The organism is Pseudomonas putida, from assembly GCF_025905425.1.
GTDB classification, from domain to species: Bacteria; Pseudomonadota; Gammaproteobacteria; order Pseudomonadales; family Pseudomonadaceae; genus Aquipseudomonas; species Aquipseudomonas putida_AF.
In genome coordinates, this window is sequence record NZ_CP109603.1 from 4,693,702 (window position 1) to 4,717,684 (window position 23,983).

At 60.3% G+C, this 23,983-nt stretch carries 25 protein-coding genes and 1 pseudogene; 3 read left to right on the plus strand and 23 right to left on the minus strand.

Features of this window, described 5'->3' with window-relative positions; all coding sequences use genetic code 11:
* Position 1: 1 nt before the first annotated feature.
* The 6 genes from OGV19_RS21135 to OGV19_RS21160 all read right to left on the minus strand — a co-directional run bounded on the left by OGV19_RS21135 (position 2) and on the right by OGV19_RS21160 (position 7,452).
* Positions 2 to 658 carry a formate dehydrogenase subunit gamma gene (locus OGV19_RS21135; RefSeq protein WP_264310509.1) on the minus strand — a complete coding sequence of 219 codons (657 nt, stop codon included), beginning with the start codon at positions 656 to 658 and terminating at the stop codon, positions 2 to 4.
* Entirely contained in the window at positions 655 to 1,605 is a 951-nt protein-coding gene (gene fdxH / locus OGV19_RS21140) for a formate dehydrogenase subunit beta (protein ID WP_264310510.1), read from the minus strand. The genes OGV19_RS21135 and fdxH overlap by 4 nt, the downstream gene beginning before the upstream one ends.
* Positions 1,605 to 4,673 carry a formate dehydrogenase-N subunit alpha gene (gene fdnG / locus OGV19_RS21145; RefSeq protein ID WP_264310511.1) on the minus strand — a complete coding sequence of 1,023 codons (3,069 nt, stop codon included), beginning with the start codon at positions 4,671 to 4,673 and terminating at the stop codon, positions 1,605 to 1,607. The genes fdxH and fdnG overlap by 1 nt, the downstream gene beginning before the upstream one ends.
* A gap of 137 nt (positions 4,674 to 4,810) precedes the next feature.
* Positions 4,811 to 5,587 carry an SDR family NAD(P)-dependent oxidoreductase gene (locus OGV19_RS21150; RefSeq protein ID WP_264310512.1) on the minus strand — a complete coding sequence of 259 codons (777 nt, stop codon included), beginning with the start codon at positions 5,585 to 5,587 and terminating at the stop codon, positions 4,811 to 4,813.
* A gap of 22 nt (positions 5,588 to 5,609) precedes the next feature.
* Positions 5,610 to 6,395 carry a sulfite exporter TauE/SafE family protein gene (locus OGV19_RS21155; RefSeq protein ID WP_264310513.1) on the minus strand — a complete coding sequence of 262 codons (786 nt, stop codon included), beginning with the start codon at positions 6,393 to 6,395 and terminating at the stop codon, positions 5,610 to 5,612.
* Between the two features lie 31 nt (positions 6,396 to 6,426).
* Complete coding sequence (locus tag OGV19_RS21160; protein WP_264310514.1) at positions 6,427 to 7,452, minus strand: TauD/TfdA family dioxygenase; 1,026 nt, start codon at positions 7,450 to 7,452, stop codon at positions 6,427 to 6,429.
* 441 nt (positions 7,453 to 7,893) lie between these two features.
* Here OGV19_RS21160 and OGV19_RS21165 point away from each other — a divergent pair, with 441 nt between their 5' ends.
* Positions 7,894 to 9,288 carry an aminotransferase-like domain-containing protein gene (locus OGV19_RS21165; RefSeq protein ID WP_264310515.1) on the plus strand — a complete coding sequence of 465 codons (1,395 nt, stop codon included), beginning with the start codon at positions 7,894 to 7,896 and terminating at the stop codon, positions 9,286 to 9,288.
* Between the two features lie 155 nt (positions 9,289 to 9,443).
* A pseudogene (locus OGV19_RS21170) lies at positions 9,444 to 9,665 on the plus strand (GlcG/HbpS family heme-binding protein); the annotation flags it as partial.
* A 110-nt stretch (positions 9,666 to 9,775) separates the two neighbouring features.
* On the opposite strand, the gene OGV19_RS21175 reads toward OGV19_RS21170, so the two are convergent.
* Together OGV19_RS21175 and OGV19_RS21180 are read right to left on the minus strand one after the other, a co-directional pair.
* Positions 9,776 to 10,327, minus strand: a complete 552-nt coding sequence (locus OGV19_RS21175) for a single-stranded DNA-binding protein (RefSeq protein ID WP_027594878.1) — start codon at positions 10,325 to 10,327, stop codon at positions 9,776 to 9,778.
* Positions 10,328 to 10,336: 9 nt separating this feature from the next.
* Complete coding sequence (locus OGV19_RS21180; protein WP_264310516.1) at positions 10,337 to 11,731, minus strand: MFS transporter; 1,395 nt, start codon at positions 11,729 to 11,731, stop codon at positions 10,337 to 10,339.
* A gap of 129 nt (positions 11,732 to 11,860) precedes the next feature.
* Between OGV19_RS21180 and uvrA the strand changes: the two genes are divergently transcribed.
* Complete coding sequence (uvrA, locus tag OGV19_RS21185; RefSeq protein ID WP_264310517.1) at positions 11,861 to 14,695, plus strand: excinuclease ABC subunit UvrA; 2,835 nt, start codon at positions 11,861 to 11,863, stop codon at positions 14,693 to 14,695.
* A 69-nt stretch (positions 14,696 to 14,764) separates the two neighbouring features.
* On the opposite strand, the gene bfr is transcribed toward uvrA, so the two are convergent.
* The 15 genes from bfr to rpsH all read right to left on the minus strand — a co-directional run bounded on the left by bfr (position 14,765) and on the right by rpsH (position 23,886).
* Complete coding sequence (gene bfr, locus OGV19_RS21190; protein ID WP_264310518.1) at positions 14,765 to 15,229, minus strand: bacterioferritin; 465 nt, start codon at positions 15,227 to 15,229, stop codon at positions 14,765 to 14,767.
* Between the two features lie 162 nt (positions 15,230 to 15,391).
* The gene (locus OGV19_RS21195) at positions 15,392 to 16,831 is read right to left on the minus strand and encodes a catalase (protein ID WP_264310519.1); all 1,440 of its coding nucleotides are present in this window, start codon (positions 16,829 to 16,831) and stop codon (positions 15,392 to 15,394) included.
* A 172-nt stretch (positions 16,832 to 17,003) separates the two neighbouring features.
* Positions 17,004 to 17,390, minus strand: coding sequence for a 50S ribosomal protein L17 (rplQ, locus tag OGV19_RS21200; RefSeq protein ID WP_003255451.1), 387 nt, complete (start codon positions 17,388 to 17,390; stop codon positions 17,004 to 17,006).
* 42 nt (positions 17,391 to 17,432) lie between these two features.
* The gene (locus OGV19_RS21205) at positions 17,433 to 18,434 is read right to left on the minus strand and encodes a DNA-directed RNA polymerase subunit alpha (protein ID WP_003255452.1); all 1,002 of its coding nucleotides are present in this window, start codon (positions 18,432 to 18,434) and stop codon (positions 17,433 to 17,435) included.
* Between the two features lie 22 nt (positions 18,435 to 18,456).
* Positions 18,457 to 19,077, minus strand: a complete 621-nt coding sequence (gene rpsD, locus OGV19_RS21210; protein ID WP_079226347.1) for a 30S ribosomal protein S4 — start codon at positions 19,075 to 19,077, stop codon at positions 18,457 to 18,459.
* Positions 19,078 to 19,092: 15 nt separating this feature from the next.
* Positions 19,093 to 19,482, minus strand: a complete 390-nt coding sequence (rpsK, locus tag OGV19_RS21215; protein ID WP_003255454.1) for a 30S ribosomal protein S11 — start codon at positions 19,480 to 19,482, stop codon at positions 19,093 to 19,095.
* An 18-nt stretch (positions 19,483 to 19,500) separates the two neighbouring features.
* Entirely contained in the window at positions 19,501 to 19,857 is a 357-nt protein-coding gene (rpsM, locus tag OGV19_RS21220; protein ID WP_003255457.1) for a 30S ribosomal protein S13, read from the minus strand.
* Between the two features lie 131 nt (positions 19,858 to 19,988).
* Positions 19,989 to 20,105, minus strand: a complete 117-nt coding sequence (gene rpmJ / locus OGV19_RS21225; RefSeq protein WP_002555468.1) for a 50S ribosomal protein L36 — start codon at positions 20,103 to 20,105, stop codon at positions 19,989 to 19,991.
* 28 nt (positions 20,106 to 20,133) lie between these two features.
* Positions 20,134 to 21,465, minus strand: a complete 1,332-nt coding sequence (secY, locus tag OGV19_RS21230; protein ID WP_003257108.1) for a preprotein translocase subunit SecY — start codon at positions 21,463 to 21,465, stop codon at positions 20,134 to 20,136.
* Positions 21,466 to 21,900, minus strand: coding sequence for a 50S ribosomal protein L15 (gene rplO, locus OGV19_RS21235; RefSeq protein ID WP_003255461.1), 435 nt, complete (start codon positions 21,898 to 21,900; stop codon positions 21,466 to 21,468).
* 3 nt (positions 21,901 to 21,903) lie between these two features.
* Positions 21,904 to 22,080, minus strand: a complete 177-nt coding sequence (gene rpmD, locus OGV19_RS21240; protein ID WP_008089798.1) for a 50S ribosomal protein L30 — start codon at positions 22,078 to 22,080, stop codon at positions 21,904 to 21,906.
* A gap of 2 nt (positions 22,081 to 22,082) precedes the next feature.
* Positions 22,083 to 22,583, minus strand: a complete 501-nt coding sequence (gene rpsE, locus OGV19_RS21245) for a 30S ribosomal protein S5 (protein WP_003255465.1) — start codon at positions 22,581 to 22,583, stop codon at positions 22,083 to 22,085.
* A 3-nt stretch (positions 22,584 to 22,586) separates the two neighbouring features.
* Positions 22,587 to 22,937, minus strand: coding sequence for a 50S ribosomal protein L18 (rplR, locus tag OGV19_RS21250; protein WP_008089801.1), 351 nt, complete (start codon positions 22,935 to 22,937; stop codon positions 22,587 to 22,589).
* A 10-nt stretch (positions 22,938 to 22,947) separates the two neighbouring features.
* Positions 22,948 to 23,481, minus strand: coding sequence for a 50S ribosomal protein L6 (rplF, locus tag OGV19_RS21255; protein WP_027594874.1), 534 nt, complete (start codon positions 23,479 to 23,481; stop codon positions 22,948 to 22,950).
* Positions 23,482 to 23,493: 12 nt separating this feature from the next.
* Complete coding sequence (gene rpsH, locus OGV19_RS21260) at positions 23,494 to 23,886, minus strand: 30S ribosomal protein S8 (protein ID WP_027594873.1); 393 nt, start codon at positions 23,884 to 23,886, stop codon at positions 23,494 to 23,496.
* Between the last annotated feature and the right edge of the window lie 97 nt (positions 23,887 to 23,983).

Genomic DNA, 23,983 nt, shown 5'->3' on the forward strand with positions numbered 1-23,983 from the left:
CTCATCCTTTTTTACGTCCGTGATCGCCCGGCGTCTTGTCACCGGTCACTTCGCGGTACCACAACTCATGGTGCTTGCGCGCCCAGGCGCGGCTGACCCAACCATGCAGCATGGCGCCGATCGAACCCTTGATCCAGATACCGGCGTAGATGTGCACAATGATGCTGAGGATGAGCACAAATCCCGCCAGCGCATGGAGCAAGGTGGCCAGGCGAATGGAACCGATATCGAAGAAATGGCTGAAATACGCGCGCCAGATCACCACACCACTGAGCAACAACACCAGCATGCACAACAGCAGCGTCCAGAACAGCAGCTTCTGCCCCGCGTTGTACTTGCCAATGGGCGGCACACCGTCTTCCCGGTTGACCATCACCCGATCGATGCGGCGCAGCCACAGCCGGTCATTGGCGGTAATGAAGTTGGCGCGCCAGAAGCGCACCACCAGGCCGAGGAAGAACACGAACATCGCCACGCCCATGAACGGGTGCAGGATGCGCGTCCACGGCCCGCCGCCGAACAGGTGGCTGAACCAGAACAGCGCCGGGTGAAACAGCGCCAGCCCGGAAAGCCCGGCCATGACGAACAGAATGGCAACGATCCAGTGGTTGGTCCGCTCGTTGGCGTTGTACCGCAAGATGGGTTTGTTGTCGTTCATGGCCGCTGCTCCCCTTGCCCACCGGGCTGCTTCGGATCGTAGACATGCACCGCCGGGTCCACCTGGTGCACGCTGTCATCAGGCGGTGTGGGGTGCTCATCCTCTTCGACCCGCTGCGGGCCAACTCGCACATAGTGGAAGAACCCGGCCAGCACCGCCGCGCCCATGGCCAGCAGCGCCAGCGGCTTGGTAAAGCCCTTCCACAAGCCCACCAGCGGGCTGATCACCGGCTGGTCCGGCAGGCCGGCGTACAACCTGGGCGTGTCAGCATGATGCAGCACGTACATCACGTGGGTGCCGCCGACGCCATCGGGGTCGTACAGCCCGGCGTTGTCGTAGCCGCGCGACTTGAGGTCGACGATACGTTCGGCGGCATGCACCTTCATCTCATCCTTGCTGCCGAACACAATCGCCCCGGTCGGGCAGGTCTTCACGCAGGCCGGCTCCAGGCCCACGGTCACCCGGTCGGAGCACAGCGTGCATTTGTACGCCTTGTGATCCTTCTGCGAGATGCGCGGGATGTTGAACGGGCAACCGGTGATGCAGTAGCCGCAGCCGATGCAGTGGTCCTGGTTGAAATCGACGATGCCGTTGGCGTGCTTGATGATCGCCCCCGGGCTTGGGCAGGCCTTCAGGCAACCGGGGTCGGCGCAGTGCATGCAGCCATCCTTGCGGATCAGCCACTCCAGGTTGCCGTCGTCGCGCTCGTGCTCGGTGAAGCGCATCAGGGTCCAGGTCTCGGCCGTGAGGTCCTGGGGGTTGTCGTAAGTACCGTGGTTGTGGCCGACCTCGTCACGCAGTTCGTTCCACTCCGAACACGCCACCTGGCAGGCCTTGCAGCCGATGCACTTGGTGGTGTCGATCAGCTTGGCGACTTCCTGCTGCTGGCGTACCGAGGGCGGCACGGTGGTGGTGGCCGAGCGGGCAATGATGTCTTGGCTGGCCATCAGAGTTTCTCCACTTTGACGAGGAACGACTTGGACTCCGGCGTCTGGGTATTGCCATCACCCAGGAACGGCACCAGGGTGTTGGTCAGGTAGCCGTGCCGGGTCGCCCCGGTGAAGCCCCAGTGCAGCGGGATGCCGATCTGGTGAACGGTCTGGTTGTTGACCTGCAGCGGGCGAATCCGCTTGGTCACCACCGCCACTGCATCGATATGCCCACGCTTGCTCGACACCCGCACCCGGTCACCCGCCTTGATGCCCTTCTCGTTCGCCAGCACCTCGCCGATCTCGACAAACTGCTCGGGCTGGGCGATGGCGTTGAGCCGGCAATGCTTGCTCCAGAAGTGGAAGTGCTCGGTCAGCCGGTAGGTGGTCGCCGCGTAGGGGAATTCATCATGGGTGCCGAGGGTGTCCCACACCGAATCGAAGATCCGCCCGGCCGGGTTGCTGGTGGCCTTCTTGTTCTGCGGGTGCAGCGGGTTGATGCCGATCGGTGTTTCGAACGGCTCGTAATGCTCGGGGAACGGGCCTTCGGCCATCTTGTCGATGGCGAAGAACCGCGCCACGCCCTCGGGGTTCATGATGAACGGGTTCATCCCGGCTTCCGGTGGCGAATCGACCTTGAAGTCGGGCACGTCGGTGCCGGTCCAGGCCTTGCCGTTCCACCACACCAGGCGCTTTTTCTCTGGGTCCCAGGGCTTGCCTTGTGGGTCGCAGGAGGCACGGTTGTAGAGAATGCGGCGGTTGGCCGGCCAGGCCCAGGCCCAGTTCTGCACCTGGTGCATGCCGTACGGGTCGCTGTTGTCACGGCGGGCCATCTGGTTGCCCTGCTCGGTCCAGCTGCCGGCGAAAATCCAGCAGCCCGACGCGGTGCTGCCGTCATCCTTGAGCTGGCCGAAGCCCGACAGCTGTTGCCCAGCCTTGAGCACCGCCCCCGTTGGGTCGGTGACGTCGGTCACGGCCCAGCCGTTCATTTCTTTGGCCAGCTCCTCCGGAGACGGCTCTTCAGGGATCTTGTACGGCCAGCTGATGTTCATCAGGGCATCGGGGTAGGCGCCACCCTCGGCCTGGTAGCGTTGGCGCAGGCGCAGGAACAGCTCGCTCATGATGTGCACGTCGGTGCGGGTCTGGCCCGGGCCGTCAGCGCCCTTCCAGTGCCACTGCAGCCAGCGGCTGCTGTTGACCAGCGAACCATCCTCCTCGGCGAAGCAGGTGGTGGGCAGGCGGATCACTTCGGTCTGGATGTTGGCCGTGTCGACATCGTTGAACGGCCCGGCGTTGCGCCAGAACTCCGAGGTTTCGGTGGCCAGCGGGTCCATGATCACCAGCCACTTGAGCTTGCCCAGCGCCGCGGTGACGCGGTTCTTGTCCGGCAGCGCGGCAATCGGGTTGAAGCCCTGGCAGACGTAACCGTTGACCTTGCCCTGGCTCATCATCTCGAACATGCGCAGCACGTCATAGGCCGGCACATCGAGCTTGGGCAGCCAGTCGTAGCCCCAGTTGTTTTCCGCCGTGGCATTGGCGCCATACCAGGCCTTCATCAGGCTGACGTGGAACTTGCCGTAGTTCTGCCAGTAGGAAAGTTGCCCAGGCCGCAGGGGCTTGGAGGCGCGTTTGTCGATGAAGGCGGCGTAGTCCTGCTCGGCATCACCGGCCAGGGTCAGGTAGCCCGGCAGCGAGTTGGAGAGCAGGCCGAGGTCGGTCAGGCCCTGGATGTTGGAGTGCCCACGCAAGGCGTTGACCCCGCCGCCCGGCATGCCAACGTTACCCAGCAGCAGCTGGACCATCGCCGCACTGCGGATAATCTGCGCACCGATCGAATGCTGGGTCCAGCCCAGCGCGTAGAGGATCGTCATGGTCTTGCCCGGTACCGAGCACGTGGCGATCTCTTCCCAGATCTTCATCATGGCGTCCTGCGGCATGCCACAGGTCATGCTGGCGAGTTCCGGGGTGTAGCGGCTGTAGTGCTGTTTCATCAACTGGAACACGCAACGCGGGTGCTGCAGAGTCGGGTCGACCTTGGCGAAGCCGTCCTCACCCAACTCGTAGCCCCAGCCGGACTTGTCGGCGTACACGCGCTTGGCCGCGTCGTAGCCGCTGAACAGCCCGTCCTCGAAGCCGTAGCTTTCTTTGACGATGAACGACACGTCGGTGTAGTTGCGCACGTACTCGTGCTGGATCTTGTCAGTGCTGAGCAGGTAGTTGATCAGCCCGCCCATGAAGGCGATGTCGCTGCCGGTGCGGATGGGCGCGTAGTAGTCCGCCACCGAGGCGGTACGGGTAAACCGCGGGTCGACCACGATCAGCCGCGCCTTGTTGTGCGCCTTGGCCTCAGTCACCCACTTGAAGCCGCACGGATGCGCTTCTGCTGCGTTGCCCCCCATCACCAGGACCAGATTCGCGTTGGCGATATCGGACCAATGGTTGGTCATGGCACCACGGCCGTACGTCGGGGCAAGACTTGCCACCGTCGGGCCATGTCAGACACGTGCTTGGTTATCGAACCCCAGCATGCCGGTTGCGCGGACGACCTTGTGGGTCAGGTAGCCAGCCTCGCTGGAGGCGGCGGAGGCAGCGAGAAAACCGGTGGTGAGCCAACGGTTGACGGTGTGCCCCTGGGCGTTTTTCTCGATGAAGTTGGCGTCGCGGTCCTGCTTCATCAGATCAGCGATGCGGTCGAGCGCTTCGTCCCACTCCACCCGCACCCACTCGTTGCTGCCTGGCTTGCGCACTTGTGGGTACTGCAGGCGGCTCGGGCTGTGGATAAAGTCCAGCAGGCCCGCGCCTTTCGGGCACAGGGTGCCGCGGTTGACGGGGTGGTCAGCGTCGCCTTCGATATGGATGATGCTCTGCTTGACGTTCTTGCCCGCATCGCCCTGGCTGTACATGATCAGGCCGCAGCCGACCGAGCAGTAGGGGCAGGTGTTGCGGGTTTCGAGGGTGTGCGCCAGCTTGAAGTGACGCACCTGCTCGGCGAATGCCGGCGTCGGGGCCATGCCCAACGCCGCCAGGCTCGAGCCTCCAAGGCCGACGGCGGCGACCTTGAAGAATTGCCGACGGTTAAGGTCCATCGTGCACTCCTGATCAGGTTTTGAGCACCTGGCACGTGGCCGGCGCCTCTAAGTCATCACGGCGGTGGCACAGAAGCTGGCCACCAATGAATAACTGTAGTCAAAGAATCCCGATCAGGAGTGACGCCCACACCTGCCTATCCGGCGGACGCCCCTTCTCGCGGCAGATTGCGCACCACATTCAGCGCCCCACTGCTTTGCGCCACCGGCATGATCTCGATGGTGTTGATGTTCACATGCGCGGGCTGGTCTGCAATCCACGCCACCGTGGCAGCGATATCCTCCGGCAGGATGGCCTCTACGTCACGGTACAGCGCCTGCACTGCCTCCAGATCGCCTTTGAGGCGCACCACCGAGAAGTCAGTGCCCGAACACAGGCCCGGTTCGATATTGCTCACCCGAACGCGAGTACCGGCCAGGTCGGCACGCAGGTTCAGGCTGAACTGGCGAACGAAAGCCTTGCTGGCGCCATACACGTTGCCGCCTGGGTAGGGGTAAGTGCCGGCGATGGAGCCTATGTTGATGATCATCCCGCTGTCCGCCGCCACCATCTGCGGCAGGATCTTGTGGGTGACCATGGCCAGGCCGGTGACGTTGGTGTCGATCATCCGCTGCCAGTTTTCGGCGCTGCTGGCCTGGGCGCGATCGACGCCCAGCGCCAGCCCGGCGTTGTTGACCAGCAAGTCGATCTGCAGCGAAGCATCACGGATCTGCTCGACCGCCGCCTCAAGCGACACAGGGTCGGTGACATCGAGGGCCAGGGGGATGAAATTGACCCCAAGTTCACCTTCCAGTGCTAGCAGTTTGTCCATGCGCCGGGCGCCGCCGATCACGCGGTAGCCCTTGGCAACCAGGGTACGACAAATGGCACGGCCGAACCCCGAGGAGGCGCCGGTTACGAATGCGGTTTTCATCAGTTATCTCCGGTTGGGTAAGTCAGACCAGGTACTTCACGCCCAGGCTGGTGAACAGGCACAGCATCGAGAACACCAACACTTTGCGCACCACGTCGTTGCCTTTGCGCAAGGCCAGGGCACTGCCCATGTGGTTGCCGAGAATGTTGCAGGCCACCAGTGGCAGGGCGAGCAGGTACACAACCTTGCCAGCCATGATGAAAGCCACCAGCGCGCCGATGTTGGAGGCGAAGTTGAAGGTCTTGGAGTTGGCCGAGCTGGAGACCAGGTCCATGCGCAGCAGGTAATGGAAGGCGATGATGAACATGCTGCCGGTGCCGGGGCCGAAGAAGCCGTCATAGAAGCCGATGGTCAGGCAGGTCAGCGGCACCACGGTGTACAGCATGCGCGGTGACAGCTCGCGCTCCTCGACCGGACGGTCCTTGGGGGTGAGGAAGATCAGGATGCCGAACGGGATCAGCGCCAGGATGATCTTGCCCACGGTCTCCTGGGAGATCGACACGATCAGGTGCGCCCCCAGGTAGGCGCCGAGCAACGAGAACGGCACCCCGACCAGCGCCACTTTCCAGACCATCTTGCTGTTGGCCAGGAAGTTGCGAATGGCCGCCAGCGTGCCGAGGGTGCTGACCAGTTTTTCCTGACCAAGGGCCACCTGGGGCGGCATGCCTACCAGCAGAAAACCAGGTACCAGAAACAGCCCGCCGCCGCCGGCAATACTGTCGACAAAACCTGCAATGAACGCGATCGCCCCCAGCATCAGGATCGCCAGCAGCCAGTGTTCCGCCCAGAAAGCGCCTAACAGTTCCATATCGTTACTTCCATCGAGTCATTGAGTGAGATCAGGAGCGCACTTCGTAGAGGTGATCGGCGCGAGCGAAATGCACACGGTTCAGGTCGTTGACCGCGAACAGGCGCAACAACCAGCGGTCGGCACCGTCGTTCTGCGGCTCGAAGCCATCCCGGGCATGCAACACGCGCTGATTCTTGAAAATCATGAAATCGCCCGGCAGCAGCAGGTGCGGCTCATCGAAGCGGCGGGTCTCAAGCACGCCGCGCAGGCTAGCCAGGGCTTGCTCGGCACGCAGGTTCAGGCCGTGGGTGTTCTCGCTGTCGAAACGGCACAACCACTCGCCCGCATTGCCACGTGCCAGCACGGGCAGTTCGGCGGTGCATCGCCGATTGGCGGTGAACGAGTCGGGGCGACGGATTTCGAACTGTGGCAGGCAGAGTTCGCGCACGGTGGCCGAGGGCAGCGACGCCACTACCGCATCGAGGTTGACCAGCGTTGTGCTGATACGTGGGTCGCAGCGCATGCCGAAAAACGACAGGTACTCCGGGCAGCAGGATGCCGTGCCCAGGGGTTCGGATGACAACGGCAAGTCCGGGTTGTCGACGTGGTAGGAAAAACGCAGCCGCGAGCCGTGGGAGCTCTTGTGGCTGGACGAGGTGCGCGCCGGGATGACATGGCGGAACAGGCGCCCGTCGTTCTCCCCTTCATAAACGATCGGGTTTATCCCCATCAGGCTCTGCATGGTCAGGCTGACCAGGCAAGCTATTGGCGTGCTGCGCGGGCTGAGTACCCCGGAGTACGGCGTGGGGGGAACGTCACGGTCGCGTGGGCAGTTGCGCACGATCATGCAGGTCAACTGCGGGTCTTCGACGAAACCACGGATCTGCTGACAGAGTGCCTTGCCCAGCACCTCCTGTGCCTGATCCTTGAGCTGAGGGTAGAGCTCTTTGCTGGTTTCGAAATCGAGGGGGGTATTGTTCAGTAAGGTTTGCCAGGCACTTGAGGTAACCCAAGGCAGGCGGATCTCCAGTGAGGTCTGAGGCTCGGCTCCTTGTTGCAGGTGTGCGCTTTCCATTTCGAGTGATATTCCATTGAGCTAGCTTGAGGCCATTCGGTGTCGTGCTAAGCCGGGCAGAGGCGGCAGACGTTGTCTTTTTTTGAAGCCGTTCACAGCTGTGCGATGGGAATGGCGGGGGCATCTCAGGCACCCGCGAATTGCATCGACTCAATCATTGTAATTACAAAAATAGAATCGACTCAATCCATTTCATCAAGAAGGAAGATCATCGATTGAATCGATTCAATCAACTCATTGATTTCAAAAGATTTCTAACAAGCAGAATCTGGATACTGGAGGAACAGGCCAAAATCTGCAGAAAACAACACCTTTAGCCCCCTGAGCTTGCGAGCGAAAATCATCTAAATCGATGCAATTTGCCTACAAGAAAACACAATTACTCCTATCCGACCTTTCGTGCTAGGCTTCCGCGTTCTTGCAGCTTTTGGTGCCATTTCTATGTGGGTTCCTCACTACAGCGACCTGGCGCAGCCGGTCTATCTGATGATCGCCGACGCCCTTGAACAGGACATCGGCAGTGGCCGGCTGGTCGCTGGCGAACGCCTGCCGACCCTCAAGGACCTGGCCGAGTCATTGAACGTGACGCCTGGCACCATCGGGCGAGCCTATGACGAAGCAGCCAAACGTGGCCTGGTGGTGGGCGAGGTCGGACGCGGAACCTTCGTGCTGCAGCAACGCCAGGCACATGCCCCAGCCTCGGCAGCCCGCCCCGCGCCTGCGCCAGCTGAGCGCGAGAGTGGGCAGATCGACCTTTCGATCATCAAACCCAATGACGCTCACATGACTGACTGGTTGCGCGGGGCGATAAACGAGCTGGCCGATTCACCCGATCTGGGCCAGGTGCTCGACTACGTCACCGAGGGTGGCCATGCGACGCACAAGCAGGCCGGAGCGGCGTGGATTCAACGCTGGTTACCCGAAGCCAACTGGCAGCAGGTGGTACTGACCTCAGGTGCCCAGCACGGCCTGTTGGTGGCCATCAGCAGCCTGTCCAAAAGCGACGACGTCATACTGTGCGAGTCATTCTGCTACCCAGGCATCATTTCGCTGGCCCATAGCATGGGGCGCCGACTGCGCGGCGTGGCCATGGACGAACATGGCCTGATTCCAGAGGCCCTGCGCGCGGCGTGCCTGGAGCACCGCCCTTCCCTGCTGGTGTGCGTGACCACCCACCAGAATCCGACCAACTCGATCATGCCCCACGCGCGCCGTGAAGCCATCGCTGCCATTGCCCGCGAGTTCGACCTGTTCATCGTCGATGACGATATCTATGGTTTTCTTGAGCCGGCACCTGGCTACAAGCCTTTGGCGGCCTATGCACCTGAGCGCTCGGTGTACCTGACCAGCCTGTCCAAGAGCGTGCTCCCAGCGTTGCGGATCGGTTACCTGTATGCCCCGCCGCAGACCCTCTCGCGGCTCTCATCGATGGTGCGCAGCAGCGTCTGGATGCCATCGCCGTTGATGGCGCAACTGGCCAGCAACCTGATCAACAGCGGCATGGCCGACCAACTGGTGCAGGTGCAGCAGGACGAAGCAGCCGCGCGCCAGCAAATGGCCCGCGAAATCCTCGGCAAGTACAAGATCCGCAGCCAGCCCAACAGTTTCCATATCTGGCTGGAGCTGCCCGAGGCCTGGACCAGCGACGAATTTGCCAACCTGGCCCGCAACAATGGCGTCACGGTGGTCAGTGGTAGCCAGTTCTTGCCGGAGCGCAGCCATGCCACCTGCGGCGTGCGCATCGCCCTGATGACGCCAAGCCGCGCGGAACTAGGCTTTGCCCTGACCAAGCTGGTCAGCCTGCTGGACTCGCCGGAGCCTCGGCTTTTTTACTAGCGACGGTGATATCCAACCCCGGACTCTTGATAGCTGATGACGCCATGCCCGCTTACTGGCGTAGCGGCATCAGCCGTCTGTCTCGGGTCGGCATCAATTTCAGAAGCGGACTACATCCACAAACAACAATCGCCTGCTAGGTTGCCGAAAAATCCTCGACTTCCGCCCGCTTCCCGCTTTCATCCAGCACGCTTGCAGAACGAAGCGCCGCCCTTCCAGCAAACCCCTATGCGTCACTGCCAGGCTTCACATTACTGGGGGGTGGCCTGCCCATCATGGATGCTAACGGCCAGCATATCGGCGGCATTGGTATCAGCGGCGCAACGCCGGAACTCGACGCGCAATTTGCCCAGGCAGCGTTGGATGGCGATGCATGAACCTGCAACATCAACGCCTCCGTCTCCCGACCATGATCATGTCTTGCACATAAAAAAACCCAGAGCAAATGCCCTGGGTTTCGGTGTAGCAACAACGTTTACCGCTCTGGTCAGAACGGAATATCGTCATCAAAGCTGTCAAAGTCAGCAGCCGGCTGCGGCGCTGGCTGCTGCGGCGCAGGACGCTGTGGCGCCTGCTGCGGGCGCTGGGCCTGCTGACGTGGCGGGGCCTGGTTGTACTGTTGCTGCTGGCCACCCTGGTTGTAGTTGTTGCCACCACCCTGGTTGTACTGGTCGCCGCCACCTTGCTGGTTCTGCGGACGGCCGCCCAGCAGTTGCATGGTGCCGTTGATGTCGACGATGATTTCGGTGGTGTAACGCTTGATGCCGTCTTTTTCCCACTCGCGGGTCTGCAGCTTGCCTTCGATGTACACCTGCGAACCCTTGCGCAGGTATTCACCGGCGATTTCGGCAACCTTGCCGAACAGCGACACACGGTGCCACTCGGTACGCTCGACCTTCTGGCCCGACTGCTTGTCGGTCCACTGCTCGCTGGTAGCCAGGCTCAGGTTGGTCACGGCGTTACCGTTGGGCAGGTAGCGGACTTCGGGATCCTGGCCACAGGTGCCGACCAGAATGACTTTGTTAACCCCACGGGCCATAACGTTCTCCTAGGCTTCGCACGCCGATGAGGCTGGGTTTACCAGACGCTCGAGGGTCGTACGGTCCAAAATTTTCGTATCCAGTTTGATATAGATGGCGGCTTCTTCTGCCACCACAACGGCGTCGGTTACACCCGGCACGGCCATCAGGCGTTCGGTCAACCCGGCTTCCCGGACTGCCTCGGGCGTCAGCGGCATGCGCAGGCTGGTCACATAGGGCGGCTCGTTCATGCGCAATGCGACGACCAGCCAAACGGCACACAGCACCGCGCAACCCAGGAACACCGTGTTCAGCCCACCGTGCTGGAACAACCAGCCGCCGAGGATTCCTCCAAGGGCAGCACCCAGGAACTGGCTAGTGGAGTACACCCCCATTGCCGTTCCCTTGCCGCCCGCAGGCGACACCTTGCTAACCAGCGAAGGCAGCGAGGCTTCCAGCAGGTTGAATGCAGTAAAGAATACCACGGTGCCAATCACCAGTCCGCGCAAGTTGTCAGCCCACTGCCAGAAGAACACCTCGACCAGCAGCAACACACTGACCGCTCCAGCCAGCACGCGTTTCATCTTGCGCTTTTTTTCGCCGTAGATGATGAACGGGACCATTGCAAAAAATGAGATGAATAGCGCGGTCAGGTACACCCACCAATGCTCTTCCTTGGGCAGGCCGCCCCGCTCGACGAAGGCCAGGGGTAACGCGACGAAGCTGGCCATGAGGATGGCATGAAGGATGAAGATACCGATGTCCAGGCGCAGAAGGTCGGGATGACGCAGCGTTGGGCCGAGCGCCTGGCGTGCGACACCCGATTCGCGATGCTGCAAGGTGCTATGGGTGTTGGGTACGACGAAGGCGATCAGCAGAATACCGACCAGGGCAAGGCCTGCCGTGGCCAGGAACAATCCTGACAAGCCGAAGGCACTGGTCAACAGCGGGCCGACGACCATGGCTACGGCGAACGACAGGCCGATGCTCATGCCGATCATGGCCATGGCCTTGGTGCGGTGCTGTTCGCGGGTAAGGTCGGACAGCAGCGCCATGACGGCGGCGGAAATCGCCCCCGCGCCCTGCAGAATTCGCCCGGCGATTACCCCCCAGATAGAGTCGGCCTGTGCCGCCAGCACGCTGCCCAGCGCGAAGATCACCAGCCCCAGGTAGATCACCGGACGGCGGCCAATGCGGTCGGACACCATCCCGAACGGGATCTGCAAGAACGCCTGGGTCAGGCCATAGGCGCCAATGGCCAGGCCGATCAGCGCGGGCGTGGCGCCGGCCAGGTCCATGCCGTAGGTGGCCAGCACCGGCAAGACCATGAACATGCCCAGCATACGAAAGGCAAAGACCAGGGCCAGGCCGCCTGCGGCGCGGGTTTCGCTGCCACTCATGCGCTCGTTGTGGGTGTCGTGCATGGATTAACCTCGTGTGAACCGGCGGCGATTCTATCAGTCCGACAGCTTGACGGCATATACGCGACGCTTTGCCGCGTAATGGCAGCGCGCCGTATACTTCCTTGTTTATGCCCGCCGAGCGAGGCCGCAGTGGACAAGATCCTGATTCGTGGGGCACGTACCCACAACCTGAAGAACATCGACCTGACCCTGCCGCGGGACAAGCTGATCGTGATCACCGGCCTGTCCGGATCCGGCAAGTCCTCCCTGGCGTTCGACACGCTGTACGCCGAAGGCCAGCGCCGCTATGTGGAATCCCTGTCGGCCTATGCCCGGCAGTTCCTGTCGATGATGGAAAAGCCCGACGTCGATACTATCGAAGGCCTCTCCCCGGCCATTTCCATCGAGCAGAAGTCGACATCGCACAACCCGCGCTCCACCGTCGGTACCATCACCGAGATCTACGACTACCTGCGTCTGCTTTATGCCCGCGTCGGCACCCCGCGCTGCCCGGACCACGACATCCCGCTGGAGGCGCAGACCATCAGCCAGATGGTCGACCTGGTACTGGAACGCCCCGAAGGCAGCAAGCTGATGTTGCTGGCCCCGGTTATCCGCGAGCGCAAGGGCGAGCACCTGGCGGTGTTCGACGAACTGCGCGCCCAGGGCTTCGTCCGCGCGCGGGTCAACGGCAAGCTCTACGAGCTCGATGAGCTGCCCAAGCTGGATAAACAGAAGAAGCACAGCATCGATGTGGTGGTAGACCGTTTCAAGGTCCGCGCCGACCTGCAACAGCGTCTGGCCGAGTCGTTCGAGACCGCACTCAAGCTGGCCGACGGCATCGCCCTGGTGGCGCCGATGGACGATGAAGAAGGCGAAGAAATGATCTTCTCCGCCCGCTTCGCCTGCCCGGTCTGTGGCCATGCGATCAGTGAGCTGGAACCCAAGCTGTTCTCCTTCAACAACCCGGCAGGTGCCTGCCCGACCTGTGATGGCCTGGGGGTCAAGCAGTTCTTCGACACCAAACGCCTGGTCAACACTGAGCTGACCCTGGCCGAGGGAGCGATACGCGGCTGGGACCGGCGCAACGTCTATTACTTCCAGATGCTCGGTTCGCTGGCTGCGCATTATGGGTTCAGCCTGGAGGAGCCGTTCGGCGAGCTGTCGGCCGAACACCAGAAAGTGATCCTGCAAGGCAGCGGCAAGCAGAGCGTCGACTTCAAGTACCTCAACGACCGCGGCGACATCGTCAAACGCTCGCACCCGTTCGAGGGCATCGTGCCGAACCTGGAGCGGCGCTACCGCGAGACCGAGTCGGCCACCGTGCGTGAAGAACTGGCCAAGCTGCTCGGCACCCAGCCCTGCCCCGACTGCCGCGGCACCCGCCTGCGGCGCGAAGCGCGTCACGTGTGGGTGGGCGAGAAAACGCTGCCGGCGGTCACCAACCTGCCCATCGGTGAGGCCAGCAGCTACTTTGGCGAGCTGACCCTGACCGGGCGCCGTGGCGAAATTGCGTCGAAAATTCTCAAGGAAATCTGCGAGCGCCTGCAATTTCTAGTGAACGTTGGCCTGGATTACCTCACGCTGGACCGCAGCGCCGACACCCTGTCGGGGGGTGAAGCCCAGCGCATCCGCCTCGCCAGCCAGATCGGTGCGGGCCTGGTCGGGGTGATGTATATCCTCGATGAACCGTCCATCGGTCTTCATCAACGCGACAACGATCGCCTGCTGGCCACCCTCAACCACCTGCGCGATCTGGGCAACACGGTGATCGTGGTCGAGCATGACGAGGACGCTATCCGCCTGGCCGACTATGTGGTGGACATCGGCCCGGGTGCAGGCGTGCATGGCGGCCAGATCGTCGCAGAGGGCACGCCCGAGGAGGTCATGGCGCATCCCGACTCGCTGACCGGCAAGTACCTGTCCGGGCGCAAGAAGATCGTCGTGCCGGCCAAACGCACACCGCGTGACAAGAAACTCTCGCTGAAGCTCAAGGGCGCCCGCGGCAACAACCTGCAAAACGTCGACCTGGAAATCCCGATCGGCCTGCTGACCTGCGTCACGGGCGTATCCGGCTCGGGCAAATCGACCCTGATCAACAACACCCTGTACCCCCTCGCCGCTACCGCGCTCAACGGTGCGAGCAGCCTGGAAGCCGCGCCACACAGCAGCATGGATGGCATGCAGCACCTGGACAAAGTGGTGGATATCGACCAGAGCCCGATCGGTCGTACCCCCCGCTCCAACCCGGCGACCTATACCGGCATTTTCACGCCGATCCGCGAACTGTTCTCGGGGGTTCCAGAATCGCGCTCACGCGGCTATGGCCCCGGTCGTTTCTCGTTCAACGTCAAGGGTGGCCGTTGCGAGGCCTGCCAGGGTGACGGCCTGATCAAGGTCGAGATGCACTTCCTGCCGGACATCTACGTGCCGTGCGATGTGTGCAAGAGCAAGCGCTACAACCGCGAAACCCTGGAGATCAAGTACAAGGGCAAGAACATCCACGAGGTCCTGGAAATGACCATTGAGGATGCCCGCGAGTTCTTCGACGCGGTCCCGGCGCTGGCGCGCAAGCTGCAAACCCTGATGGACGTGGGCCTGTCGTACATCAAGCTGGGGCAGTCGGCGACTACCTTGTCTGGGGGTGAGGCACAGCGGGTGAAGCTGTCTCGCGAGTTGTCCAAGCGCGATACCGGCAAGACCCTGTATATCCTCGACGAGCCGACCACCGGCCTGCACTTCGCCGATATCCAGCAGTTGCTCGACGTGCTGCACCGTCTGCGCGACCACGGCAATACCGTGGTGGTGATCGAGCACAACCTGGACGTGATCAAGACGGCCGACTGGCTGGTGGACCTGGGGCCGGAGGGTGGCTCCAAGGGTGGCCAGATCATTGCCAGTGGTACGCCGGAAGAACTGGCCAAGATGAAGCAGTCTTACACCGGGCACTACCTAAAGCCGTTGTTGGAGCGTGACCGGGCCTGATCTGCCTGTGCATGAAAAAGCCCCTGGTACCGTAAGGTGCCAGGGGCTTTTTCGTGGACTGTGGATAACTTACATCTGCGACTGCAGGTAGTTTTCCAGGCCGATGGCCTTGATCAGACCCTGCTGCTTCTCCAGCCAGTAGGTGTGATCTTCTTCAGTGTCGGCCAATTGCACGCGCAGGATGTCGCGGCTGATGTAGTCCTTGTGCAGCTCGCACAACTCGATGCCTTTGCACAGCGCGGCACGCACCTTGTATTCGAGCTTGAGGTCAGCTTCGATCATTTCCGGCACGGTGCTACCCACTTCGAGGTCATCCGCACGCATGTCGGGGGTGCCTTCGAGCATGAGGATACGCCGCATCAGCGCATCGGCGTGCTGCGTTTCCTCTTCCATCTCGTGGTTAATGCGCTCATAGAGCTTGGACAGGCCCCAGTCTTCATACATACGCGAGTGAATGAAGTACTGGTCGCGCGCTGCCAGTTCGCCCTTCAGCAACGTGACGAGGTAGTTGATTACGTCCGGGTGACCTTGCATCGCCCTGCTTCTCCATGTGAAAACATCAATGGACATAGTGTGAACCACGATTTGCTCGCGGTCACTGAAAAACGCGCAATTAGATGCAAAAAATCGGTTAAACAGTAGTGATATTCATTGAAAAACCGCCCAAATGAGGGCGGTTCTTCTTATCACTTCGACTTAGGCGAGATTGACGCCCAACGCCCTGGCAATGCCCTCACCGTAGGCCGGGTCGGCCTTGAAGAAGTACTGCAACTGGCGCTGGATCACATCTTCGCTCACACCGGCCATGGCGCCGGCGATGTTACTGATCAGCAACGCCTTCTGTTGTTCGTCCATCAGGCGGAACAGTGCACCGGCGTGGCTGAAGTAGTCGTTGTCCTCGCGGTGATCGTAGCGATCCGCCGAACCATTCAGGGCCAGCCCAGGCTCGGCATGGCGTGGAGACTGCTTGGGTGCGTCAACGTAGCTGTTTGGCTCGTAGTTAGGCGCGCTGCCGTAGCTGCCAATGGCCATCGAACCATCACGCTGGTAGCTGTTGACCGGGCAGCGCGGTGCGTTGACCGGCAACTGCTGGTGATTGGTGCCCACGCGGTAGCGGTGCGCATCGGCGTAGGCGAACACCCGGCCCTGCAGCATGCGGTCAGGCGACAGCCCGACACCAGGGACCATGTTGCTCGGGCCGAACGCCGCTTGCTCGACCTCAGCGAAGTAGTTGAGCGGGTTGCGGTTGAGCTCCAGTACGCCCACCTCGATCAGTGGATAATCCTTCTGCGACCAGGTCTTGGTCACATCGAACGGGTTCTCGTCACGGCTGGCCGCCTCGGCCTCACTCATCACTTGGATGCATACGGTCCAACGTGGGTAGTCGCCACGCCCGATGGCTTCGAAGAGGTCGCGCTGGGCGTAATCCGGGTCCGTGCCGGCCAGACGCGCAGCGTCGGCAGGGGCGAGGTTCTTGATGCCTTGCTGGGTCTTGAAGTGCCATTTGACCCAGGTGCGCTCACCCGCAGCGCTGAGCAGGCTGTAGGTGTGGCTGCCAAAGCCGTGCATGTGACGGTAGCCGTCCGGAATGCCGCGGTCGGAGAACAGGATGGTGACCTGGTGCAGCGCCTCAGGCGAGTGCGACCAGAAGTCCCACATCATTTGCGCGTTCTTCAGGTTGGACTGCGGGTGGCGCTTCTGGGTGTGGATAAAGTCCGGGAACTTGAGCGGGTCACGGATGAAGAACACCGGGGTGTTGTTGCCAACGATGTCCCAGTTGCCTTCCTCTGTGTAGAACTTGACTGCAAAACCACGAGGGTCACGCTCGGTGTCGGCCGAGCCACGCTCGCCGCCGACCGTGGAGAAGCGCAGGAACGTTTCGGTCTGCTTGCCGATCTGCTCGAACAGCTTGGCGCTGGTGTAAGCGGTAATGTCCCGGGTGACGGTGAAGGTGCCATACGCGCCCGAACCCTTGGCGTGAACACGGCGCTCTGGAATGTTTTCGCGGTTGAAGTGGGCGAGCTTCTCGATCAGGTGGAAATCGTCGAGCAGCAGCGGGCCGCGCGGGCCGGCAGAACGGGAGTTCTGATTGTCAGCTACAGGTGCACCGCTGGCGGTGGTGAGAATCTTGCTCATGGGCTCTCCTTATCGGTCTTGAACTGCCGGCTAATCGGCTTGGATAGGAGTATTGACCAGCGGTTGTTTCAGAACAAATTCATTACATGACTTGTATCAATAGAAATTAACAATACCTGCAGACACAAAAAACCGGGCACAAGGCCCGGTTCTTTGTAGCAGACAGAACGTCTTACTCGGCAGCTTCTACAGCACCACCGACTGGACGATCAACCAGCTCGACGTACGCCATAGGCGCGTTGTCGCCAGCGCGGAAACCGCACTTCAGGATGCGCAGGTAGCCGCCCTGACGGGTGGCGTAGCGCTTGCCCAGATCGTTGAACAGTTTGCCAACAGCGGACTTCGAACGGGTACGGTCGAAGGCCAGACGACGGTTAGCAACGCTGTCTTCCTTGGCCAGGGTGATCAGCGGCTCGGCAACGCGGCGCAGTTCCTTGGCTTTCGGCAGGGTGGTTTTGATCAGCTCGTGCTCGATCAGCGACACAGCCATGTTCTGGAACATAGCTTTGCGGTGAGAGCTGGTACGGCTCAGGTGACGTCCACTTTTACGATGACGCATGATTCATTCCTTACCAAACACTACGTTCGGTGATTACGACGATCAGGCGGTCGCCTTGTCGTCTTTCTTAAGACTTGCAGGCGGCCAGTTGTCGAGGCGCATGCCGAGAGACAGACCACGAGAGGCCAGGACGTCCTTGATTTCGGTCAGGGACTTCTTGCCCAGGTTAGGAGTCTTCAACAACTCTACTTCGGTACGCTGAATCAGGTCGCCGATGTAGTAGATGTTCTCCGCCTTGAGGCAGTTGGCCGAACGTACAGTCAGTTCCAGGTCGTCAACCGGACGCAGCAGGATCGGATCGATCTCGTCTTCCTGCTCGACTACGACAGGCTCACTGTCACCTTTGAGGTCGACGAACGCGGCCAGCTGCTGTTGCAGGATGGTCGCAGCGCGGCGGATAGCCTCTTCAGGATCCAGGGTGCCGTTGGTTTCCAGATCAATGACCAGCTTGTCCAAGTTGGTACGCTGTTCAACACGGGCGTTTTCGACCACATAGGCGATACGACGCACCGGGCTGAACGAAGCGTCCAACTGCAGACGGCCAATGCTACGGCTTTCGTCTTCGTCGGTCTGACGGGAGTCGGCCGGCTCGTAACCGCGACCACGAGCTACAGTGAGCTTCATGTTCAGGGCGCCATTCGACGCCAGGTTCGCGATTACGTGATCGGGGTTGACGATCTCGACATCGTGATCCAGCTGAATATCGGCAGCGGTAACCACCCCCGAACCCTTTTTCGACAAGGTCAGCGTAACTTCGTCACGACCGTGCAGTTTGATAGCCAGGCCTTTCAGGTTCAACAGGATTTCAATTACGTCTTCCTGAACACCTTCGATCGCGGAGTACTCATGGAGTACGCCATCGATCTCGGCCTCGACTACTGCACAGCCAGGCATGGAGGACAACAGGATGCGGCGCAGCGCGTTGCCCAGGGTGTGGCCGAAGCCACGCTCGAGAGGCTCGAGCGTGATCTTGGCGCGGGTCGGACTGACTACCTGCACATCAATGTGGCGGGGAGTCAGGAACTCATTTACCGAAATCTGCATGGATGCACCTATTTTCTAGCCCTTACTTGGAGTAGAGCTCGACAATCAGGTTTTCGTTGATGTCGGCAGACAGATCGCCACGAGCAGGAACGTTCTTGAAAACGCCCGACTTCTTAGCAGTATCAACGTCTACCCACTCAACGCGGCCACGCTGGGCGCACAGTTCAAGGGCTTGAACAATGCGCAGCTGGCTCAGCGACTTCTCGCGAACCGCGACCACGTCACCCGGACGAACTTGGTAGGATGGAATGTTTACAGTCTTACCGTTGACGCTGATCGCTTTGTGCGAAACCAGCTGACGGGACTCGGAACGAGTCGAGCCGAAGCCCATACGGTAAACGACGTTATCCAGACGGCACTCGAGCAGTTGCAGCAGGTTCTCACCGGTTGCGCCTTTTTTCGAGGCAGCAGCTTGGTAGTAACCGCGGAACTGACGCTCCAGAACACCGTAGATACGACGGACTTTTTGTTTCTCGCGCAGCTGGGTACCGTAGTCGGACTGACGGCCACGGCGCTGGCCGTGGATACCTGGGGCTGCTTCGATGTTGCACTTCGATTCCAGAGCGCGAACGCCGCTCTTCAGGAACAGATCGGTGCCTTCACGACGAGACAGTTTGCATTTTGGACCAATGTAACGTGCCATTCTTCTGTCTCCTGATTACACGCGGCGCTTCTTCGGCGGACGGCACCCGTTATGCGGGATTGGCGTCACGTCGGTGATGCTGGCGATCTTGTAGCCGCAGCTGTTCAATGCACGAACGGCGGACTCACGACCTGGACCTGGACCCTTGACGTTAACGTCGAGGTTTTTCAGACCGTATTCCAGCGCAGCTTGACCAGCACGCTCAGCAGCGATCTGGGCTGCGAACGGGGTGGATTTGCGCGAACCACGGAAACCCGAACCACCGGAGGTCGCCCAGGACAAAGCATTGCCCTGACGGTCGGTGATGGTCACGATGGTGTTGTTGAAAGACGCATGGATGTGGGCGATGCCATCAACCACTGTCTTTTTGACTTTCTTACGAGGACGAGCAGCAGGTTTTGCCATGTCTATATTCCTGGGCGGTTACTTGCGGATCGGCTTACGCGGGCCCTTACGGGTGCGTGCGTTGGTCTTGGTGCGCTGACCGCGAACCGGCAGACCTTTACGATGACGCAGGCCGCGGTAGCAACCCAGGTCCATCAAGCGTTTGATCTTCATGTTGATGTCACGACGCAGGTCACCTTCGGTGGTGAACTTCGCGACTTCCCCACGCAGGGTTTCGATTTGCTCGTCGCTCAGATCCTTGATCTTAGCGGCTGGGTTTACACCAGCGTCTGCACAGATCTTCTGTGCAGTTGTGCGACCGACACCATAGATGTAGGTCAGCGAGATAACAGTATGCTTGTTATCTGGAATGTTGACGCCTGCAATACGGGCCATTCAGTGGGACTCCAATTGACAGCTACCTACGCCCCGGAAGCCAAGAAATAGGGCGCGAGATAATATCGCTGTAGAAACGAATAATCAACCCAGCAGCACACTAGCTGCTGGGTTTGAAGCAACGATCACACTCAGCCTTGGCGCTGTTTGTGACGCGGTTCTGCGCTGCAGATCACTCGAACGACGCCTTCGCGACGGATGATCTTGCAGTTACGGCACAGCTTTTTCACCGATGCACGAACTTTCATTACCGACTCCTCGAACCTTAGGGGCGTATCAGCGCAGCAAACCGCTGCCACCGTAGCCTTTCAGGTTGGCTTTCTTCATCAGGGATTCGTACTGGTGCGAAACGAGGTGCGATTGTACTTGGGACATGAAGTCCATCACAACCACTACCACAATCAGCAACGAGGTCCCGCCAAGGTAGAACGGCACATTTGCTGCCACCACCAAGAACTGGGGCAGAAGGCAGACGGCCATCATGTAAAGAGCACCGAACATGGTCAAACGGGTCAGAACGCCATCAATGTAGCGCGCCGACTGTTCGCCAGGACGGATACCCGGAATAAAGGCACCGGACTTCTTCAGGTTTTCCGCTACGTCTTTCGGATTGAACATCAGCGCTGTGTAGAAGAAGCAGAAGAAAATGATCCCTGCACTAAACAGCAAGATGTTCAACGGCTGACCAGGAGCGATCGACTGCGAGATGTCCTGCAGCCAGCCCATACCTTCGGACTGACCGAACCAGGCACCCAGCGAAGCCGGGAACAGCAAAATGCTGCTGGCGAAAATGGCCGGGATTACCCCTGCCATGTTCACCTTCAACGGCAAGTGGCTGGTCTGCGCAGCGAAGACCTTGCGGCCCTGCTGACGCTTGGCGTAGTGAACGGCGATACGACGCTGACCACGCTCAATGAACACCACGAAACCGATAATCGCTACTGCCAGCAAACCGATAGCGACCAGGGCGAAAATGTTGATATCGCCTGTGCGCGCAGACTCGAAAGACTGCCCGATTGCTCTCGGAAGACCGGCAACGATACCTGCGAAGATCAACATCGAGATACCGTTGCCCACACCGCGCTCGGTGATCTGCTCGCCCAGCCACATCATGAACATCGCGCCGGCCACGAACGTGGAAACCGCGACGACATGGAAGCCCAGGCCGACAGAAAACGCCACGCCCTGGTTGGCCAGGCCAATGGACATGCCAATGGCTTGGACCAGCGCCAGAATAACGGTGCCGTAGCGGGTGTACTGGCTGATCTTGCGACGGCCAGCTTCACCTTCCTTCTTCAACTGCTCCAGTTGCGGGCTGACCGCCGTCATCAGCTGCATGATGATCGATGCCGAAATGTACGGCATGATCCCCAGTGCAAAGATGCTCATGCGCTCAAGCGCGCCACCGGAAAACATGTTGAACAAGCTAAGAATGGTCCCCTCATTCTGCCGAAACAGATCCGCCAGACGGTCCGGATTGATGCCTGGAACCGGGATATGCGCACCTATCCGATAGACGATGATCGCCATGAACAGAAAGCGCAGACGAGCCCAGAGTTCCGACATCCCGCCCTTACCGAGCGAAGAGAGAGCACCTTGCTTAGCCATTTATTCCTCGAATTTGCCGCCAGCTGCTTCGATAGCCGCACGCGCACCCTTGGTGGCTGCGATGCCCTTGATGGTGACTGCGCGAGTAACTTCGCCAGACAGCATGATTTTCACACGCTGAATGTGCTGGTTGATCACGTTGGCATCCTTCAGGGACTGCACGGAGATCACGTCGCCTTCCACTTTGGCCAGCTCGGACAGACGCACTTCTGCGCGGTCCATGGCTTTCAGGGAAACGAAGCCGAACTTCGGCAGACGACGGTGCAGCGGCTGTTGACCGCCTTCGAAGCCCGGAGCGATCGAACCACCCGAACGGGAGGTCTGACCTTTGTGGCCACGGCCGCCGGTCTTACCCAGACCGCTACCGATACCACGACCCGGACGATGCTTTTCGCGACGGGAACCCGGCGCTGGACTCAGATCATTGAGTTTCATCGATTAACCCTCGACGCGCAGCATGTAGTAAGCCTTGTTGATCATCCCGCGATTCTCGGGAGTATCCTGGACTTCTACAGTGTGACCGATGCGACGCAGACCCAGACCTTTAACGCACAGTTTGTGGTTAGGAATGCGGCCCGAGACGGACTTGATCAGCGTTACTTTAACGGTTGCCATGATCAGAAGATCTCCTCAACGCTCTTGCCGCGCTTGGCAGCAATGGACTCAGGAGATTGCATGGCTTTCAGACCCTTGAAGGTGGCGTAAACCACGTTCACTGGGTTGGTCGAACCGTAGCACTTGGCCAGGACGTTCTGAACACCAGCAACTTCCAGGACAGCACGCATGGCGCCGCCGGCGATGATACCGGTACCTTCCGAAGCAGGCTGCATGTAAACCTTCGAGGCGCCGTGGGCAGCCTTGGTGGCGTACTGCAGGGTGGTGCCCTTCAGGTCAACCTGGATCATGTTGCGACGAGCAGCTTCCATGGCTTTCTGGATCGCGGCAGGTACTTCGCGCGACTTGCCACGGCCGAAGCCGACACGACCTTTACCATCACCAACCACGGTCAACGCGGTGAAGGTGAAGATACGGCCGCCTTTTACGGTCTTGGCAACGCGGTTAACTTGAACCAGCTTCTCGATGTAGCCTTCGTCGCGCTTTTGATCGTTATTTGCCATAACTTAGAACTCCAGCCCGCCTTCACGAGCAGCATCAGCCAGCGCTTTGACGCGGCCATGGTACTTGAAGCCGGAACGGTCAAAGGCAACTTGAGATACACCGGCGGCTTTCGCACGCTCAGCTACCAGCTTGCCAACCTTAGTGGCCGCGTCGATGTTGCCAGTGGCGCCATCACGCAGGTCTTTGTCCAAGGTCGAGGCGCTTGCCAGAACCTTGCTGCCGTCGGCCGAAATGACCTGGGCATAGATGTGCTGCGAGGAGCGGAACACGCACAGGCGCACGACTTCGAGTTCGTGCATCTTGAGGCGTGCTTTGCGAGCGCGACGCAGTCGAGTAACTTTTTTGTCGGTCATTTGCTAGGCCCTACTTCTTCTTGGCTTCTTTACGACGGACTACTTCGTCCGCGTAACGCACACCTTTACCTTTGTAAGGCTCTGGCGGACGGAAGTCGCGGATTTCAGCGGCCACCTGACCTACCAGCTGCTTGTCGATACCCTTAATCAGGATGTCGGTCTGGCTAGGCGTTTCAGCGGTGATACCGGCTGGCAGTTCGTAGTCCACTGGGTGCGAGAAGCCCAGGGCCAGGTTCAGGATGGTGCCCTTGGCCTGTGCCTTGTAACCAACACCGACCAGCTGGAGCTTGCGCTCGAAGCCTTGGCTTACGCCCTGGACCATGTTGTTGACCAGAGCGCGGGTAGTACCGGCCATGGCGCGAGCTTGCTGGTCACCATTGCGAGCGACGAAACGCAGCTCACCAGACTCTTCGGTAACTTCAACAGACGAGTGAACGTTCAGTTCGAGAGTGCCTTTGGCACCCTTCACCGAAAGCTGCTGGCCGGCGAATTTGACTTCGACACCGGATGGCAGCTTAACGGGGTTCTTAGCGACGCGAGACATGTCTATCCCCCCTTAGAACACTGTGCAGAGAACTTCGCCGCCGACACCGGCAGCGCGCGCAGCGCGATCAGTCATCACACCTTTGTTGGTGGAGACAATAGACACGCCCAGACCGCCACGAACTTTCGGCAGATCGGTGACGGCCTTGTACTGGCGCAGGCCTGGACGGCTGGAGCGCTTCAGTTCCTCGATGACCGGACGGCCTTCGAAGTACTTCAGTTCGATCGACAGGGAGGGCTTGGCTTCGCCACTGACTTGGTAGCCAGCGATGTAACCTTCATCCTTCAGAACTTTGGCAACCGCGACCTTCAGGGTAGAGGAAGGCATGCTTACGACGGACTTTTCAGCCATCTGGGCATTACGGATGCGAGTTAGCATGTCCGCTAACGGGTCCTGCATACTCATGGGCTAGATGCTCCTGATACAAGAATTATTAGCCTTGCGGCTATCACAACCACCCGAGCGGATTGGGTAAAAAACCCAGGCTCAGGTGAGCCGGTCA

Coding starts and splice junctions, on each gene's coding strand:
- OGV19_RS21135 (WP_264310509.1), bottom strand. CDS start 658: ATGAACGACAACAAACCCATCTTGCGGTACAACGCCAACGAGCGGACC.
- fdxH (WP_264310510.1), bottom strand. CDS start 1,605: ATGGCCAGCCAAGACATCATTGCCCGCTCGGCCACCACCACCGTGCCG.
- OGV19_RS21150 (WP_264310512.1), bottom strand. CDS start 5,587: ATGAAAACCGCATTCGTAACCGGCGCCTCCTCGGGGTTCGGCCGTGCC.
- OGV19_RS21155 (WP_264310513.1), bottom strand. CDS start 6,395: ATGGAACTGTTAGGCGCTTTCTGGGCGGAACACTGGCTGCTGGCGATC.
- OGV19_RS21160 (WP_264310514.1), bottom strand. CDS start 7,452: ATGGAAAGCGCACACCTGCAACAAGGAGCCGAGCCTCAGACCTCACTG.
- OGV19_RS21165 (WP_264310515.1), top strand. CDS start 7,894: ATGTGGGTTCCTCACTACAGCGACCTGGCGCAGCCGGTCTATCTGATG.
- OGV19_RS21175 (WP_027594878.1), bottom strand. CDS start 10,327: ATGGCCCGTGGGGTTAACAAAGTCATTCTGGTCGGCACCTGTGGCCAG.
- OGV19_RS21180 (WP_264310516.1), bottom strand. CDS start 11,731: ATGCACGACACCCACAACGAGCGCATGAGTGGCAGCGAAACCCGCGCC.
- bfr (WP_264310518.1), bottom strand. CDS start 15,229: ATGCAAGGTCACCCGGACGTAATCAACTACCTCGTCACGTTGCTGAAG.
- OGV19_RS21195 (WP_264310519.1), bottom strand. CDS start 16,831: ATGAGCAAGATTCTCACCACCGCCAGCGGTGCACCTGTAGCTGACAAT.
- rplQ (WP_003255451.1), bottom strand. CDS start 17,390: ATGCGTCATCGTAAAAGTGGACGTCACCTGAGCCGTACCAGCTCTCAC.
- OGV19_RS21205 (WP_003255452.1), bottom strand. CDS start 18,434: ATGCAGATTTCGGTAAATGAGTTCCTGACTCCCCGCCACATTGATGTG.
- rpsD (WP_079226347.1), bottom strand. CDS start 19,077: ATGGCACGTTACATTGGTCCAAAATGCAAACTGTCTCGTCGTGAAGGC.
- rpsK (WP_003255454.1), bottom strand. CDS start 19,482: ATGGCAAAACCTGCTGCTCGTCCTCGTAAGAAAGTCAAAAAGACAGTG.
- rpsM (WP_003255457.1), bottom strand. CDS start 19,857: ATGGCCCGTATTGCAGGCGTCAACATTCCAGATAACAAGCATACTGTT.
- rpmJ (WP_002555468.1), bottom strand. CDS start 20,105: ATGAAAGTTCGTGCATCGGTGAAAAAGCTGTGCCGTAACTGCAAGATC.
- secY (WP_003257108.1), bottom strand. CDS start 21,465: ATGGCTAAGCAAGGTGCTCTCTCTTCGCTCGGTAAGGGCGGGATGTCG.
- rplO (WP_003255461.1), bottom strand. CDS start 21,900: ATGAAACTCAATGATCTGAGTCCAGCGCCGGGTTCCCGTCGCGAAAAG.
- rpmD (WP_008089798.1), bottom strand. CDS start 22,080: ATGGCAACCGTTAAAGTAACGCTGATCAAGTCCGTCTCGGGCCGCATT.
- rpsE (WP_003255465.1), bottom strand. CDS start 22,583: ATGGCAAATAACGATCAAAAGCGCGACGAAGGCTACATCGAGAAGCTG.
- rplR (WP_008089801.1), bottom strand. CDS start 22,937: ATGACCGACAAAAAAGTTACTCGACTGCGTCGCGCTCGCAAAGCACGC.
- rplF (WP_027594874.1), bottom strand. CDS start 23,481: ATGTCTCGCGTCGCTAAGAACCCCGTTAAGCTGCCATCCGGTGTCGAA.
- rpsH (WP_027594873.1), bottom strand. CDS start 23,886: ATGAGTATGCAGGACCCGTTAGCGGACATGCTAACTCGCATCCGTAAT.